Below are 16,555 nucleotides of genomic sequence, written 5' to 3' on the forward strand. Positions count from 1 at the left end.
GGACGCCGTACGAAGGGTGCGGTGTTACGCATGTCCGGGGGCGGTCGCCACAGCCCGCACATCGTCGGCCTGTGGAACGGCCTGCCCCGGCACCAGAATTGTGCGCAGCGCCTTGTCCGCAAAGACCCGTTCGAGCGCCGTGCGACTTTCGAACCAGGACAATAGCATCGAGGTCGGCATCGCCACGGCAAGCCCCACAGCCGTTGTCAGCAGGGCAACCCAGATACCTCCGGCAAGCAGGGATGGGTCGACAGACGACCCGGCGGATTGCAGGCTGCGAAACGCCTCAATCATCCCCAGGACCGTGCCAAACAGACCCAGCAGCGGCGCAAGCTGCGCCACGGTGTCCAGCAATCGGAAGCCGCGTTCAAGCCCGGCAAGCGCCAAACCGGCCTCGGCATCCAGCCGTTGGTCCAGACCCGGCGTATCTGAGGCATTCATCGCGACCCGTACCAGGGGGGCAAGGTAGCTGCGGCTTTTGTCCAGACGGGCGTGGGCGGTTTGCGGATCGCCTGCATCCCAGGCAGCCAACGCCTCGGACAACACCCGGTGACGCCCGACCCCGGATGCTGCGAATTGCCAGAGTTTGTAAAGTGTGACCGCAACGGTCACCACCGACATCGCGATCAGGATCGCAACAACTGGCCCGCCCAGATCAAGGATTTCGCGCAATGCATCAAAGGGGCTCATCCAATCAACTCCACATCTGTTCGGCTTTGCAGTTTCAGCCCGTCTTCACATATCGAACTGTCCGCCCCGGCCACCTTGCATGTGTTTGTGCCGTTGATCAGGGCTTTTCCGACCGAGCTGCAGGCCATGCCCGGCAAATCGAATTGGCGCACACGTGGTCGTTCCGTAGGTAAGTCGCGGAAGTTGAATAGAGAAAGTCTGACCACGCTGCCGAAGGCATCAAAGATCACTGTCTCAAAACTGGCTTCGTCAATGGCTGTCCCAGTTTGGTTTTCCACGACAAAGGTCAGTCGGCAGGCGTTTTCGACATCCTGAACCGTATTCAGCTCAATTTGCAGACCTTCCGAAGCGGCCACCTCGGACTGCGCTATCGCAACTGCAGGCAATGCACATACACAAAATGCGGCAAGTGCCGGACGGAGAAAGAACATTGGCGCGCTCCCGATTGTTCAAGGCAGACATCAAGGGCCGGCGACGCTCCGCTGGCGTTCAGCTACACATAGTCAATGCAAGGGGTTGGCGAAAGGGGGACTCTTTGGGTTTGTGATTAGGGATCACATCAGCGTTCCCGCGCGGTCGCAAGCGCGCAGGCGATCTGCCACTCAAGGGCGATTGATTTCATACCGTGTTCGGCTGAAATCACAATGCTTCGGCTTTCAGAAATCTGTGTATAAACAGGCCAGTCTTCCTGGTTCGTCGGGTAGATCGAACTGCCGACCATTCTGAGTTCCCACTCATGCACCGATCCGCTAGTTTCACCAAAACTGATCTGACCGGGAAAATACGGATAACGCTACGCGACCCATTGTCGACAAGGCTAGGAAGATTGTGCCTGTCTAGTTTGACGCCGCTTCTTTGATAGAGTTTATTGCAACAAAGAAGACTGACCATGGCCATGAAACGGAAGGGCAAGCAAGCCACATCGGGTTTGAATGTAATTCCACCAAAAAAGATATCGATTTATTACGACGAAAATTTGGAAATTTTGATGCAAGCTAATGATAGATTGAAATTCACCCCAATCTACCCTGGTCGCCAATTTATCCATCAAGTGAATCTAAGCATAGCACCTTCATAAATCATAATGGAGCTATTGTTCATGCCCCATCGACGCGGCACCGGTCCACCACAAACCGAATTTGCCAAATCGTCAAATCACAGGGCCTTAACCCCACGCTTCCGACAGTATCGCGCGGAATTCCTGTGCAATCCACTCTGCGGACGAGCGGCGGCGAACTGACTCCATTATTTCCATGGCATACTTCCACGAAGCAGACCCAAAATCGTCGTTTAGGTCGAAAAGGAAACGCTCAATCTCGTCCAGCTCGCTGCTGGGTACATAATACGGATAATCGTCGCCCAGATAAAACTGGTTGTCGCCGACGTTGCGCTCGCAAAGGATGACGGCACCGCATTTTGCGGCAACAAACCCTTTCGTGAACGGCTTGAAGCCATCGATTTTGCGAACGTTTCGGACCGCAAAGTGAGCGTTGTAGTTGGCCAATTTGGTTAACCAGCTGTCTTCCAGTTTGTTTGTCGTTATCTGGTTATAGTCAACGAGGTGCCCGAGGGTTTCGCTACCAACCGTATTTACCAGCTCGCCGAAACACCCAATCCTCAACTTGTCTTCCGGTGCTGCGGCGACGTCAATTCTGGGATCTGCATGGTGTGTCAACAGGTAGCTGGGCGTCGAAGGAGAGGTGCCTCTGATGTTCTCAAGACCCTTAAGCGATGCCGCGATGATCATATCATAATGCGATGCTTTCTCAGGCGATGCCACAGCGTCTACAGGGTCAGCTGCAATCGCCACGTTTCGCATTCTAAGATCGTGTATCCGGCTGTCACTGATCCGGTCCATAAGGTGCTTTCCAACCACGACAAAACTATCCTCCACTGAGGCAAGGTTGGTCGTGCATGAAACGTCAACCGTATCCTGCAACTGTTCTTTCAGCAGCGCTGCCAACTGATTGGATCGCATAAATGTAGACCCAAATGAGCGGCTTTCTTCATCAAACAGAAATGCCACCTTTGGCCGCTGCTTCGGTTTCGTCAGCTTTCTTTGAACGCGCGGTTGGTGCGGCACTTGGGAAAACAACACGTTATTGTGGGAGTCTCCCAGAGAATTGGGCAGGGCAAGCGGCTTCGGCCCTTTTTTGTGTACCAAGTGATAAAAACTGATCTGGTCGCGGCAAGACTGCGTGGATACTTCCTGCCACCAAGCTTCCATCAAGTCTTTGATTTCGGAGCTATGGTGCTTGCGCCAGATAAAGGAGCATTCGTAAAGGCCGGCATTGCGTGGAAAACCCTCCGCTTCATACTTTGCCATTTGGCGGCTGATAGTTTCTGGATCATCTTTTTTCATCAGGATGATCGCTTCGGCCTCATCGACGATATCATCCCGGTTTGGATTCCTCCACATGACAAAGTCATGCGCCTGCAGCCATCTGGCTACAAAAGTGTCCAAGCGCCCCTTGAAGAGGGTGTTCGCATCCACAAACAATGAGTATTCCCGATCGGGAAAAACCTTGTGTGGCATTAGCTTGAAATACTTAGCCGCAAGGTTGGAGCTTGTGTGCGACGGCTCTCGGCGTTCTATAGTCCACCCAGGCGCAGAGATATCTTGGTCGGTGAAGCAAATAAAGTCTATGCCGTCGAGTTCCGTGCACACAGGCGGTAGTTGGTCGTAGTTCCCAAACAAGGAAGTGTAAACAACCAACCCTTCCGGGGCCTTAGGGCTCCTGACGAAATTCGACGGCTGAACTACTGGTCCATTTCGGGATTTACTGCCAGAGTTGGCCAAAAAGCTGGGAAGCATCGAAGATGCTTCGCTATGGCCTGCAGTTTCGATCTCGTTGCTCAGTTTGGCAAATTTATCCAGAGTGCGAGCAAAGCCAACGCGACGCTCGGTCAAAATTGCATCCAATGCGGCGGAATAGGCAGCCGAAATTTTTAGCCGTCTCTCTGGCCGAACAAATGCATTCCGGTTGTGAACGACGTGAGTTTCAAGCGCGGCAAGTTCGCCATTCAAACTGCGTTTCGGATCTCGTTTCGCCATGCTATTCCAAATACGCTGACGTGTTTTGGCGTGTAACGGCAATCGGCTTTTGGTCAACCTCTTGAGAACACTATAGCGTAGGCGGTCTTTCAACAGTTTCGAAGGGCGCGATCGTGCGGAAGCGAGATTTTCCCGGAGTTCGCGGCTTCCGGTGGCCAGACGAGCCATAACATCCCAAGCTGCCTCCAAGTCTTTAGTATATTCGTTGCTTACCGTATTGGTTTGTTTTGCAAACTCCGTCTGGAGTTCTTTGATGGCTTTTGAACTGGCAGCAAATTGGCTTTCCAGCTTTTCTAGCTTACTTCTCCATGAAAGATCGTTGCTCTGAGCGTAGAACAGGGCGTAGATGGCATCACGTCCAACCTCAGAAGACGCTAACTGCCTGAGCTTGGCAATTTCCGGTGTTGCATCGCCGCCAAAAAACAAAACTCCAAGCCCGTGTTGGAACGGAAAATTTATTGTCTCGTATTGGCTCTCGAGCTCAGCCCAATACTCGATTACTCCGAAGTCGTCACGTCGAACTTCCGTGTCGTGAAACAAGACAATCGCATTCTTAGACAGCTTCGGAATCCAGCTTTCAAAATCCTCCTTAACATCTGAGTAGCGATGCCGGCCATCGACATGTAAAAGATCGACAGTTCCATCTTGGATATCATCTAGCGCTTCGACGAAGGTCTTTCTAAGCAGCGTGCTAAAGTCGTGATATTTCGCGTTCTCCACCTCAACCGCTTCAAATACTTCGTCACCGTAAAATCCTGCGTGTTCGTCGCCCTGCCAGGTGTCGATTGCAAAGCAGCGTGTCGGCAGGTCATTTTCTTTCACAGCCTGGCAGAACGAAAAATAGGAAAACCCATGATGGGAGCCAAGTTCGACAATCGTCGACGGGCGCATAGCCTTGACCAACCAAGAGGCGAAGTGCCCGTGACGGAGCCAGGCTGTAATTGGAACATACGAAGGCATTGACGCTGCTTGACCAAGAAATTTCATAAGATTTCTACTGACTTTCGCTTTGTTCATGACAATTTACGACGCCTCGTTATTCTAGCTGTGGAGCAAAAACAACTGTGTCATCCGAAATTCCACAGCCTGTTCTTCGCGGATACAGGTTTTGCCTTATTTGCAGAGTCCAACCGTATGCGTTCAGTGGCGTTCAATGCGGTTTCAATACGGGGATCCCAAGTTTCCGCTGCGATTAGATTTTCAAGGTGGATTTCTGCCTCGAATATCAAATTGATTAATGATATCGGGTGGATGAATAGGATGCTCTGTTCGATCTCTATATTTCTGCAACGGTTTTGCGGACCAAACGCCATTGAATTTCCCTGTCAAAATATGTCCGCCATTCATCCTCCTCAGGAAACATGCCTGGCCAGTTCGACGGGCGAACCGGATCGCCAGCTTGGCGGGAATCCGTCTGCAAGTTCGCGTTCTGGAAAATCAGAAAACGGGCCGCCCGATTCTGATCCGGCGGGAAGTTCGACACGGATGCGCTGGTTTCCGCAGCCCATCAACTGATGCACTATTGATGCCGGTGCAGAAACACAAAGGGCGGCGGCGAACCGATCAGATTCGAAGCAAGCCCGTAAAGCTCGAGCCTGTACAGGCCAGGCGCGGCTGGATCACTCGATGCCGTTCATCGGGCCAGTAATCGGGGCTTGACGGTGGCCCTGAGGTCTCCGCTCGAAGGCGACAACGCTGTCATAGCAGGCAATGTAGTCCGTCGATCGGGTGAATTCAGTCTGCGGAAGCGCACCACGCGTATGGACTGCATTTATTTCGTCAAGTTTTGATTTGACGAATTCCATAAAGCTGCCTTCTACGCACAAGCCGCCTTGATACTCGGGCCAGTAGCATGTGTGTGTATCTTCTACGATATAACAACCATTTTTGGTCAGACGATGATAAAGCAGTTCAAACGACGCGATCATGTGCGGCATCTTGTGGCTCCCATCGTCGAGAACAACGTCAATTTCAGGGTACTTGTTCAGGATCTCTTCAATAAGTTCGGGATCGTCCTGACTACCAATGAAAATTTCGATGTCCGTATCTTCGTGCTCTTTGCATTCCGGGTTGATGTCGATTCCAATAATCTTGCACCCTGGCCCAAGATATTCCTTCCACATCTGTAAGGACCCGCCTCCAAAGACACCAATTTCCAGCATGACAGGCGACTTGTTTCTGAAACGCTCCAAGTGGCGCTCGTAAATGTCGAAATAGTGGACCCATTTGTGTAGGCGTTTATTGGCGTTGTTCAAAAAGTACCGGTGAAGAGAACCTGTGGACATTTCTTCGTGCTCCGCTTTGCATCTTCTGACAGCGACTAAGCCAGTTTCCGGCGGCTATCAACAAGCTGGGCCGAAATTTTGGATAGTGCAAATGAGAGCGACCTTGCTTAGACCGTTGTCACCAGATTTTGTGCTGATCGTCTGGGATTGCGAATCTCTGAACGAAGCAAGACCATGGTTTGCGTTGGTTTCGAGAATTTGGGCTGCTGAAAGTCTGGGACCGCCAAGTCGTTCCAGCCCCATACCTGCTTGACCTTCCGGTGATTTTCATCCATGTGCCAATTATGTGCGACACTGTTCGAAAGTTCACAACTAGACCAAGGTAGATGTGGCTCTCCCGCCTTGTTGTTTGGCGTTTGCGAGCGGGTCCGCCAATTTATCTTGAACTTGATCGCGAAGGTGTTCACCCTTCGGGCAAAGAAAAGTATGAACGCGAAAAATTAATTTGGGGAATAAGCATCCAATGAAGTGCAACTGTTGCGGTTCGGAAGACTGGAGAGACATGGGGTCCAGAAAAGGGGTCCGGTGTGGGCAGTGTAATTCACTGGAGCGAACACGGTTCGTTAAACTCCTTATGGACAAATACGAACTTCCTCGCCCCGGTATGCGCGTGTTGCATTTGGCACCGGAAAAATCGCTTGCTGATATACTGGGTCGCGAAAACGTCGATTACGATCCCGTTGACATCGAACCCAAGAATTTTCCCTTCTGTTCTGTGCGAAAATTCGACCTGTGCGAGGATGCCGCAGACCTCCCGTCGAACCATTACGATTTGATTATTCATTCACATGTGATGGAGCACATACCGTGTAATGTTACGGCGGTCCTTTTTCATCTTCACCGAGCCCTAAAGCCTGATGGAGTACATTTCGTGTGCGTGCCGTTCATGGGCGGGACATCTGCCGAAGACCTAGGTGAAATCAGCAAAGAGGATGCCATTGCCTGGTTTGGGCAAAATGATCACGTACGGCGGTTTGGATCGGCTGATGTTCACCGGAATTTGGGCATGATCTTTAAAATTCCGTCAACCTACTCGATGCTCAATTATGCTACGGTCGGGGAACTGGACCAAGCCAACATACCGGAAAGAGAGCGCAACGGGTTCACCGGCTCATCAGTATTCCCACTGAAGAAAGACGATCTTCTACTACAGGCGTCTAAGCCGCAGAAACAACTGCAATCGCAAGATAACCCAAAACTTCTCTCAAAGATTTTTGGCCGGGCATAGCGTCAGTTGCTCCTGGTTACCTGGAATCCGCTCTAAGATTATTCCCGCTTGGATTGTGACTGAAGCGAAGCTCCGATTTGACATGATTATCGGAGTCAGTTCAGATAGTTTTGAAATATGCGTTATCAAAAGCGCGTTCATATGTGCATAAGGCGTTGCGCCGTCGCTAAAATGGCGCAATTTTTCTTTGGCCTTATTCGTGCTCCAATGTCTTGGTGTTCAAAACATAGGCAAACGTATGGCTGTATTTCGAAGAACTGTCCCGTAAGCGAGTTACGTCGAATTTTTGCGCAGCCTAAGTCAATCTTGTGCAATACTTCTAAGTTTCAAACAGAGCACTTCGCTGTTTATCATATAGCCGTTCAACACTGCGTTCATTGTAGCAATAGTTCAGTGCGGAATCCCGTATAGATTCGAGTTTTGCTCGATCTTCAAAAAGGTCACTTAGCGCGTTGACCCAACCTGACTGTGTGTTTTTGACTAGAACTCCGCATCCATGAGCTTCGATCGTCGAGCGATAAGACACGACATTCGATACCACCGGCGCAATCCCTAGCGCACCGTAGTCCAGCAATTTCAGATCGGACTTTGCGGAATTGAACGCGCTGTCTTCCAGCGGAGCCAACCCAATGGCGAATTGTCCCTGCTCTCGCAGCCAGCGAACAAAACGCGGGTAAGAACCCTGTGACGAATCCGGCGATACAACATTCAGCCAAGGACGCTGGGGGGCGTTGGAGGTCACTCCAATCAACGTGAGAGAAAAATCGTAGCGCGAAGCCAACGAATCTAACGCGCCAAAAATCAGCGCAAAATCGGACTCGTGCGTACGTGTCCCCGCATAGACAAGTCTCAACGGTCCCGTTCCCAACGCAAAGTTGCTCCGATAGTTTCGCCAGAGCCTTGGGTCGATGCAGTTTTCCAATACGGTAGGATTGAACTCTTCGTAACGCTGCCTCAAAATAACCGTCGAAACCCAAACCTGCTCAGCGGCGTTCATCACCGTTTCAAAGGCCGCTACCTTTGGCTGGTAGAACTCAAATTCTGGGTGGCGTTCGTCGATCAATCGAAAATCATCATCGTTGTCCATTATCAGCCGCGTGCCCGACGATTTGCACGAACGGATAAAGTCGTCGGCCTGCTGCTCAGTGTCGAACGCGGTACGTTGAACGATGGCAACATCGCCAGCCGCTTCCGCCTCACGTGCAGGGATGAGGTCGAATTCAACCTCTTCAAAAGCGCTTTCGCTCGTCAACGGGCAATACAGCCGGATAAAGGCACTGCTTTGAGGATAGGCGCCGTCCTGCCGGATAATACCGCTTACCTTGAGCATACGCTTTCGCAGAACAGCCGGCGCTGGATTGCGCACATAAGAATGTTGCCGCAAAGTGGACACATCACCAAGAATGACTTGGGCACGCTTGTCGAAACTGTAATCGTTCCTAACCAGTTCCGAAAGTTCATTAGTATTCGTCGCCGGTTTAGAAACTGCTTCTTTAAGGTCTTCGGGGCCTGTGACCTGCCGAATGCCAGACCCCAGCGTATAGGATACCGCAGGAATTTCGTCCGAGATCAGCTGCCCGCCGCAAGCCAAAACATCAAAGATACGGTTGGAAATAAAACCGAATTCCCGCATGGATTGCCAATGATCGTTCAAGACCACCGCGGCGCCTTTGTAGAATGACGGCAGTTCCGCGTTGCTTATGTTTTCGCCCTTGATCATGTCGGCTGGTAGGAATTGATCCCAAAGCGTCCCGTAAACACTGACATCGATGCCTGCTTCTACCGCCCAACGCACGATCGGTCTGTATTCGTTGCGCGAGTTTCCAACGAACAGGACATTGGAACCATTGGTTGCAGCTTTGACCGAATCGCTGAACCGATCTGTATCCGTTGCCTGAAGTAATGGTTTGACAGTTGTCCGAACAATGGGTCGCAGGAAGTTCGCGTAACTAAGAGATGCCACATAAACGAGATCGTATTGTTCCATCTCTTCGAACGAGACCTGATCAGGATGGCTTATTACCCAAAGGACATTCAACTGGTCAGGGGACGGCTCAAATCGGCTTAACCCTCGAATGCAAAGGTTTACGTCATCGCCTGTGCGCTTGTTTCCCCACTCCTCTAGGAAGTCGATCGAAACTTCGCTGCCAAGTTGACGACAGGATTTTGCTAGTGCCTCGGCGTAGTGGTAATCTCCCCATTGTTGTTTTTTTTGCTCTGGTGCGGGAATCTTGATCGAGATCTGTGCAGCTTTGCTGTGCTCTTCGATAGGCAGAAACATCCCCATGCCCTCGGCGATACGGTCTAGTGTTTCGTGCATAGGCTCTAAGCTACCAGCGGTGACATTCGCAATTTTGACCCGGCGGTTGTCGGAATCCACCAAGCCAACTTTTGACGCCGGACCAGACATAAACGACAAGCCGATTGCCCTTTCCAGCGCCAGCTCTACTTGACCGTTATTTGCGGCGTGATCGTGGAATACAGGTGTTTCGAACAGGTACCCCGAAATCTCGGCCAGAAGGCTCGGTCGAACCCAGAACATGGACCCAGCAAAAAACCCCCAAGGCTGCGAGACGTTATCGGAAATCTTCAGGCCCCCGATCAGTTCCTGCAACAACCTTGTCGTTTGACCCATAGTTGCGGTTTCCCACATCTTGTAGGTTTCCTTGGGTCCCACCGCTTGAACCGACGGGTCATCGAAGGATGACAGGATTGAACGTACCAGTTCCTCAGAAGCAAGTATGCCATCCCTCATGGTATCCCGCCAGGCGCTGCCCCAGGGATCTACGTCGCGCTTGGTGTGAAGCTTGCAAACCAGATCGTAGTTGAGCAGTGTTGGAATTATGTCCAGGAACGGGCCGATATCTTGGCCAACTTCCGGATAGTATTGGATAACTGAGTCTGGATGCTGGGATTTGATCCGAGCAATTCCCTGACTGCCTTCCTGCAGTGATGTGGTCACGATCAGATCGAATGGTTCCGGGATATTCAACAGCTGACCCAAAAATTCATCAATGTACTCCGGGTCGTGCACGTGAAACACGACCGCGATACGCCCTTGCTTGTCGCTCTCAGTATTTCTACGAACTTCATACAAACGCTGAATCGCTGAGCGCTGAATACCACGGGCCAGGTTTTCGTAATCCGTGTTGTGCGCATACTCACTTTTTGAAATTCTATCCGTGCGTGAGTCGTTGCTGTAGTCCACTCCTATGTACGGGGCACCAAGTATCGGCGTTTTCGAGGCCACCCTAAGAATGAAATCCCAATCGACCAACCTGCGAATGGACTCATCATATCTAAGCTTCGCATACATACGGTGCATGCAAAACGCGTTTTGGTCGATATAGTTACCCTTGATGCACGTCGTCAGGCTAAAGTTCTGGTATAGGTAACGAACCGGGGATTCTTCCCCTTCGTGCAGTGAGATGCCGCAATATGCCGATTTCAGATCATGCTTGCGCAGAAAGCGCAGCATGGTCTCCAAGTATTCCGAACGCCAGACGTTGTCCGAGTCGAGAAAGAACACCCAATCGTTTCGAACGTGTTCAAGCCCTGTATTCCGTGCTGCTGAAACACCACCGCGTACAAGCTTTTTGACATAACGAATTCTGCTGTCGTTTATAGACTCAACGATTTCTGACGTATTGTCATCGCCGCCGTCGTCAACAATGATCAGTTCCCAATTCGCATGACTTTGGTCCAGCACAGAATTGATCGCAGTGGTTATCAGTTTGGCGCGGTTATATGTCGGCATTATCACGGAAACGGTCATCTCGGCGACCGAAGGTACTGTTTCCCGCAATCTGTTCAGGAATTTCGCTTCTTCCTCAAAATCCCAGTTTTCGTGAATAGTCTTTTTGATTCTACGGCAGTGATGAGATTGACTTACTTCGATCTCGATCCGTCTTGGATCACGTTTTCGAGCAGAGTTTAAAAATCTGTCGCGGCGACGCTGCGAAAAAATCACATCCTTTTTCGACAACGAATACAGCAAACGTGATACCACTTTTCGCTTGAACTGTTTCAACGGATTTTTTCGTGCGTCTATCAATCCTTGATGCAGAGCATCTCGATTATTTTGAAGGTGATTGTGAGAAACCTGCAATGAATGGTTCTGTCTGCGCAACATGCGGTTTTCCGTGTCACGCGAGGCCATCTCTTCGTCTAGACGGGTAAGTTTCTCACTTGCTTCATCAAGTTTTCGGTCCGCAGTCATGAGGCTGTCGATCGAGGCAAACAGCGATAATATTGAATCGTTTTTCGCTTCATTTATTGCGGTTTCACGAAGATCGGTCAGTCCTTCTGCGGCTTCAGTGCCCCAAAAAAGGACGCCCAAGCCGCCACCATGTGTGAAGTTCAATGAAGCCCGACCATCGCTGATTTCGGGCCAGAAACGATTGCTTCCAGCGTCCAGACCGGGATCTTCTGTTCCGTGAATCAGGATCATTGCAGACGACGAAAGCTTCGGAGCCCAAACTTCAAGACTGTGCCTGATAACTTCGTACGAGTGTCGCCCGCCAAAATGAAGCAAATCCACACTGCCATCTTCAAAATCTTCTAGCGCGCCTTCAATGGTCTTGCCCAGTAAACGGCTGAAGGAGGCGTATTTTTGATTTTCCTCGAAAATCTTACCAGCGTCCTCGCCCCATGTGTTGATGGCAAAGCACTCCGTGGCAAGGTTCGATTCACGGGCCGCCTCGCAAATTGCGAAGTAAAAATAACCGGAATTTCCAAGCTCGACGATGCGCTTTGGCTTCATCGCCCGGGTAAGCCACATTAAAAATGGGCCGTGTTCACACCCAGAAGCTTCGGGAACGGAACTCGGAAAAGTGATTTTATGATTGAGAAAATTCAAGACGCCTCGTCCGGCTTAGTTTGTTATTTTTGGCTTGCTTAAGTACGACGACCTGCATCTATGCATTTCAGTTTGAATTCCAGCTATTCGTGCGTTGCTTACTATTCGAACGTCAAGCATTGGTGCGCCTACCTTTGCCGCATTTAAAGCCCATTGCAGTTGGATGACCAGTTTAAATCGTAACCAAGTTCGAAAAAAAACGGAGGCAATGTGTTGCCTGCTGGCGGGCGTTGGCAGAACTGTTGCTGAGTGGCTTGGAGCAACTGATCGGGCCGTGTTGCGGGGATTAGATTCAATCTATCAGCCGGCAGGCAGACGAAAACAACTACTCTCTCATGTCTCAAGTTGCCCGTGTGTTTCCCTTCCTACTGAGACTGGTCTGCGATTTCAGCCACGGCCTTCGGTTCGCTTTTCCTGAATTGCTGATCGAAAAGGTTGCGGAAATTTCCGTTCATTTTCATCAGTTCCTCCAGGTTGCCTTGTTCCACTATGGCACCGTCCTGAACAACCATGATTTTGTCTGCCTCAAGAATGGTCGAAAGGCGATGCGCAATAACGATCACCGTCATATTCTGGGTCAGAGCATCCAACCCTTTCTGCACCAAAAATTCGGACTCTGAATCCAACGCACTTGTGGCTTCGTCCAGAAGCAAAATCTCAGCGTTGCGCAAAATGGCGCGAGCGATGGCAATGCGTTGCTTTTGACCGCCGGATAGGAAGGTTCCATTCTCACCGACAGGTGTGTCATAGCCGTTAGACAATTCGCAGATGAAGTCGTGTGCGTGCGCAGCCTTTGCTGCTTCGATAACTTCTTCGTCTGTCGCGTCAGGCGCCGAACATCGCAGGTTTTCCATTACGGACGCAGAGAACAGGAAAGTGTCCTGCCCTACATACGATATCTTTTGCCTCAGCGACGAGTAACGGGCGTCCTGGATATTCTGGCCGTCAATTTCGACACTACCTTCATCGGGGTCGTAAAACCGCATGATCAGACCGAATATCGTTGATTTTCCGCCCCCTGACTGACCGACCAACGCGGTGGTCTTCTGGGCTTTGAAAGTTACATTCATGTCTTCGATGACAGGCATTGATCCGTGATAACCGAAGGTGACGTTGCGCAGAGCGATTTCTCCCGGACCTTCAAGCAGGTCGCGCGCTTCGGGGCTTTCCGGCATGGTGTCTTGCTGATCCAGCAAGCCAAACAACATGCCAACGCCGACCATGGCAGTCTCGATCTGAACACGCATTCTCGACAGACGTTTTGCAGGTTCATAGGCCATAAGCAGTGCGGTGATAAAGGACATCAGCTGGCCCGCAGTGGGTTGTTCACTACCCGCAATACCCATAGTGCTGATGATCAGGACACCGGCAACGGCCAAGCCGGCTAGAAATTCCATCAATGGGCTGGCGATAGATTGAAGGCGCGCAATATCGTTCGCACGATCTTCGACTTTCCGGATAGCCGTGTCCATACGGGTGATCATCCGATCTTCCAGTGAAAACACTTTGATCACCCTGATCCCCGCCGATGTTTCCTGCAGGACGCGAATGATTTCAGCCAAAGATTTGAATTCGGCCTGCATAATCGCACGCACGCTTTTCAAGAGTTGCCGGACACCGAACAGAGCCACGGGACCGACGATGAAGAACATGATCGAAAGTACGGGTTGTTGATACACCATGACGATCACAAGGCCCACCAGTGTCAACGCGTCACGAACGAAACCGGTGACAAGAACATCGATGAGCCGACGCGCGGCCTGCGCACCATTCGTTGTACGCATGAGCAGATCTGAGGATTCGTTTTCGGCGAAGAATGATACGCCGTGCCGAAGCAGCTTGCGATAAACGCGGTCTTGTTGCATCGCGACGATCCGGTTGCCCGCACGCGCAAGGTAGATGGACTGCACATAGGAGGCCACCGCTTTCGTCAGAAACAAGAGAACGACACCCAAGGCGATCATAGCTGCCCAATCGCGCATCTCAGGACTGGTCATCGCATCAACGATGTATTCCATCATGAATGCCGAGCCAGCGGTGGTTGCTGCAACGGCGATCATTGCAACGATGGCAACGGCATAAAGGGGACCTTGGGCAAAAAAACTCTCGCCAATGAGGCGGCCCATATAGCCTGATCGCCATTCGGTCCAGGCACGCTTAATCATTGCTTTCTCCAGATCGTGAAATCATGCGCTCGCTCAGATAACCTATAATCGTTCTCGCCTAAAGGGCAGATCAAATGGCGCGACAGAGTTGCCCTATCAAACGGTTGCGCAGGGGCTCGGTCAAGTAAGGGTTGGCGTTGCGATATGCAAGGTTTTGATGTTCCCTTTTGACAAGGTGACGCAATGTATTATGAGCTTTCTCGCACCGACCACTAAGTGGCGTTTTCAGGTCAAAGCCCGAAGTTGCCAGCACAACTTTATAGCGTCTTGTATATACCTCTTGCCACTAGAGATTCCTGAACTCCAACGAATAGATTGAGGTGCCGGCAAATTCTCGCGTTACCTCGAGTGATTAGGTCAAACGATTTTCTTTTTGGTTTCATTGTGATATGTATATGCTTGAAAAAATGGAAGCTCTGATATTGCGGGGCAGACTACTGTAGCGTGAAAGTAACGATTGAAATTCGGCGGCTCTTTGCCGCACGAAGTCCTTGACGTGCAGGGGGAAAAGAATAGACCTTTTACCCTTGTGCTGGGTCAATACGGCCCATAGTAACGCGATGCTAAAGTATTGGTAATGGAAAAGTGTCGATTAAGGCCGTCATTCTGAGTTTGCCGAAAGACGTTGATCGGCGACGTTTCTGCGAAAGCGAATTTGCCCGCTTTGGCTTGAATCATGAATTTTGCGACGCCATTGCCGGAGATCAGCTAGACAACTCCGAGTTGCATCATCTGTATGACGCAGACATGAACCGGATTAAATTCAAGCGCCCGCTCAGCCGCAACGAGGTCGCCTGCACCCTTGGACATCGTCAGATATGGCAGGAAATTGCTGACTCTTCCGACTGCGTCAGCCTTGTTTTGGAAGATGACGCAACGTTCGTGCAGGATCCCAGACCGTTTTTTAATGAATTGGCTGCATGTGGCGAATGTTTCGAAGACGTCATGATCAAGATCGACGGCGTGTCGGGAAATAACGGGCAGGTTATTAAATCCGTTGCAGATCAGGATCTTGTCTTGTCGGACCGTCTGCCACCCAGAACCACGGGCTATATCATCGGCCGACGTGCTGCCGCTCGGCTTTTGGCGATTGAGGCCCCGATTGCGCGCCCCATCGACATCGACCTGAAGTTCTATTGGGAACACAACGTGCCCATCCTCACACTTGCCGAGCAGATGGTCGCAGAGCGCAAAGAGATAGACAGCACGATTGACCACTGCCGCAGTAAAATGAAACCCGGCTCGCCCATGGCCAGATTCGTTCGAAACCTAATGTACCAGACAAAGTACACGTACGGACGGTTGAGCCATCCGTTGAACCCAGACATGATCGAGGGGCTCGGCCCCCTGATGCAGGCCGGTAATCGGGTTCGGAACCGCGCATGAAAAATAGCCTTGTGGTTGTCCGTGCGGGCAACAATTCATTGCACCATCGGTGGCAAGAAATCCCCTATGAAGATCGTACCTACGATCTTCTGATCAGCTATTTCTCGGACGAGGCCTTTGCGGCATTCAAACCTGAACCCGGTGTCGAGGCTGTGCTGGTAAAAGGTGGTAAATGGGACGGGTTGTTCAAGACCCTCGCCGACCGTGACCTTGATAAGTATGACTACTATTGGCTGCCAGATGACGATCTGGACATCAGCGCTACGGATGTAAACGCGCTGTTTGATGCTATGCAGGTTCACGGATTGCGTATTGCACAACCGTCGCTGACCCCCGAAAGCTATTTCTCGCATTTTGTGTTCAGCCAATGCCCGGGCTTCGTGCTGCGGTACACAAACTATATTGAGATCATGGCCCCGTGCCTGCACAAGGATATCCTGCAGAAAGCACTGCCGCTGTTTCAGGGCACCATGAGCGGCTATGGTCTGGACTACATCTGGTGCCGATGGGCCGAGGCTGGCGCGTTTCGAACCGCCATTCTGGACGAGATCGCGATGCACCACACGCGGCCGATCGGAAAAAACCTGAAAGCTGCGATGGCCGAGTCGAATAACCTCAGCTCTGAAGAAGAAGAGGCCGTTTTAAAGCAGATGTTTGATCTGTCGCGGCGTACCGTTCCGGTCGTCTTTGCCGCGATCCTGCAAGGTGGCCAACCCATTTCGGGTCGTTTGCAGTTGGGATGGCACATGTGCCGGGCATGGATGTCGGTTCTGCCGAAGTTCCGCAGCGCCAGCGAGGCGCGGTCGGGTATTTTCAAGATTGCCCGCCGTCAGCTGATCAAACCCCTCGACATGACGACAATTTCGATGAAACAGGAAAGCCCCTGAT

Annotated in this window: 11 protein-coding genes; 4 read left to right on the plus strand and 7 right to left on the minus strand. The window is 51.2% G+C overall.

Annotated elements, in window-relative coordinates; genetic code table 11:
- Nucleotides 1-24: 24 nt before the first annotated feature.
- The 4 genes from AC2FLA_RS05955 to AC2FLA_RS05970 all read right to left on the minus strand — a co-directional run bounded on the left by AC2FLA_RS05955 (nt 25) and on the right by AC2FLA_RS05970 (nt 4,732).
- Nucleotides 25-690 (minus strand): MotA/TolQ/ExbB proton channel family protein, encoded by a 666-nt coding sequence (locus AC2FLA_RS05955; protein WP_496721250.1) that lies wholly within the window; start codon nt 688-690, stop codon nt 25-27.
- Nucleotides 687-1,121: a hypothetical protein gene (locus AC2FLA_RS05960; RefSeq protein ID WP_496721252.1), complete on the minus strand. Its 435-nt coding sequence runs from the start codon at nt 1,119-1,121 to the stop codon at nt 687-689. Before AC2FLA_RS05960 ends, AC2FLA_RS05955 begins: the two co-directional genes overlap by 4 nt.
- Nucleotides 1,122-1,249: 128 nt before the next feature.
- A complete protein-coding gene (locus AC2FLA_RS05965; protein WP_496721253.1) occupies nt 1,250-1,411 on the minus strand; it encodes a hypothetical protein in 162 nt (53 codons plus the stop codon).
- Nucleotides 1,412-1,855: 444 nt separating this feature from the next.
- Nucleotides 1,856-4,732 (minus strand): class I SAM-dependent methyltransferase, encoded by a 2,877-nt coding sequence (locus AC2FLA_RS05970; protein WP_496721254.1) that lies wholly within the window; start codon nt 4,730-4,732, stop codon nt 1,856-1,858.
- Here AC2FLA_RS05970 and AC2FLA_RS05975 point away from each other — a divergent pair.
- The gene (locus AC2FLA_RS05975) at nt 4,715-5,260 is read left to right on the plus strand and encodes a hypothetical protein (protein ID WP_496721255.1); all 546 of its coding nucleotides are present in this window, start codon (nt 4,715-4,717) and stop codon (nt 5,258-5,260) included. The two genes, AC2FLA_RS05970 and AC2FLA_RS05975, sit on opposite strands and share 18 nt — an antisense overlap.
- Before the next feature lie 104 nt (nt 5,261-5,364).
- Here the strand turns inward: AC2FLA_RS05975 and AC2FLA_RS05980 are convergent, their stop codons facing one another.
- Nucleotides 5,365-5,907, minus strand: a complete 543-nt coding sequence (locus AC2FLA_RS05980) for a CmcI family methyltransferase (protein ID WP_496721256.1) — start codon at nt 5,905-5,907, stop codon at nt 5,365-5,367.
- A gap of 697 nt (nt 5,908-6,604) precedes the next feature.
- Between AC2FLA_RS05980 and AC2FLA_RS05985 the strand changes: the two genes are divergently transcribed.
- Nucleotides 6,605-7,258 (plus strand): class I SAM-dependent methyltransferase, encoded by a 654-nt coding sequence (locus tag AC2FLA_RS05985; protein ID WP_496721257.1) that lies wholly within the window; start codon nt 6,605-6,607, stop codon nt 7,256-7,258.
- Nucleotides 7,259-7,577: 319 nt separating this feature from the next.
- Here the strand turns inward: AC2FLA_RS05985 and AC2FLA_RS05990 are convergent, their stop codons facing one another.
- Both AC2FLA_RS05990 and AC2FLA_RS05995 read right to left on the minus strand, forming a co-directional pair.
- Nucleotides 7,578-12,116, minus strand: a complete 4,539-nt coding sequence (locus AC2FLA_RS05990) for a glycosyltransferase (protein ID WP_496721258.1) — start codon at nt 12,114-12,116, stop codon at nt 7,578-7,580.
- Nucleotides 12,117-12,481: 365 nt separating this feature from the next.
- Nucleotides 12,482-14,281 carry an ABC transporter ATP-binding protein gene (locus tag AC2FLA_RS05995; RefSeq protein ID WP_496721259.1) on the minus strand — a complete coding sequence of 600 codons (1,800 nt, stop codon included), beginning with the start codon at nt 14,279-14,281 and terminating at the stop codon, nt 12,482-12,484.
- A 585-nt stretch (nt 14,282-14,866) separates the two neighbouring features.
- Between AC2FLA_RS05995 and AC2FLA_RS06000 the strand changes: the two genes are divergently transcribed.
- The gene (locus tag AC2FLA_RS06000) at nt 14,867-15,667 is read left to right on the plus strand and encodes a glycosyltransferase family 25 protein (protein WP_496721260.1); all 801 of its coding nucleotides are present in this window, start codon (nt 14,867-14,869) and stop codon (nt 15,665-15,667) included.
- On the plus strand, nt 15,664-16,554 hold the full coding sequence (locus AC2FLA_RS06005; protein WP_496721261.1) for a hypothetical protein: 891 nt from the start codon (nt 15,664-15,666) through the stop codon (nt 16,552-16,554). The genes AC2FLA_RS06000 and AC2FLA_RS06005 overlap by 4 nt, the downstream gene beginning before the upstream one ends.
- The last annotated feature ends 1 nt before the right edge of the window (nt 16,555 follow it).

The organism is Ruegeria sp. CDSA033, from assembly GCF_059612305.1.

Bases quoted from the DNA above. Each gene is read 5' to 3' on its own strand.
- AC2FLA_RS05955 (WP_496721250.1), bottom strand. From the start codon at position 690: ATGAGCCCCTTTGATGCATTGCGCGAAATCCTTGATCTGGGCGGGCCA.
- AC2FLA_RS05960 (WP_496721252.1), bottom strand. From the start codon at position 1,121: ATGTTCTTTCTCCGTCCGGCACTTGCCGCATTTTGTGTATGTGCATTG.
- AC2FLA_RS05965 (WP_496721253.1), bottom strand. From the start codon at position 1,411: ATGGTCGGCAGTTCGATCTACCCGACGAACCAGGAAGACTGGCCTGTT.
- AC2FLA_RS05970 (WP_496721254.1), bottom strand. From the start codon at position 4,732: ATGAAATTTCTTGGTCAAGCAGCGTCAATGCCTTCGTATGTTCCAATT.
- AC2FLA_RS05980 (WP_496721256.1), bottom strand. From the start codon at position 5,907: ATGCTGGAAATTGGTGTCTTTGGAGGCGGGTCCTTACAGATGTGGAAG.
- AC2FLA_RS05985 (WP_496721257.1), top strand. From the start codon at position 6,605: ATGGACAAATACGAACTTCCTCGCCCCGGTATGCGCGTGTTGCATTTG.
- AC2FLA_RS05995 (WP_496721259.1), bottom strand. From the start codon at position 14,281: ATGATTAAGCGTGCCTGGACCGAATGGCGATCAGGCTATATGGGCCGC.
- AC2FLA_RS06005 (WP_496721261.1), top strand. From the start codon at position 15,664: ATGAAAAATAGCCTTGTGGTTGTCCGTGCGGGCAACAATTCATTGCAC.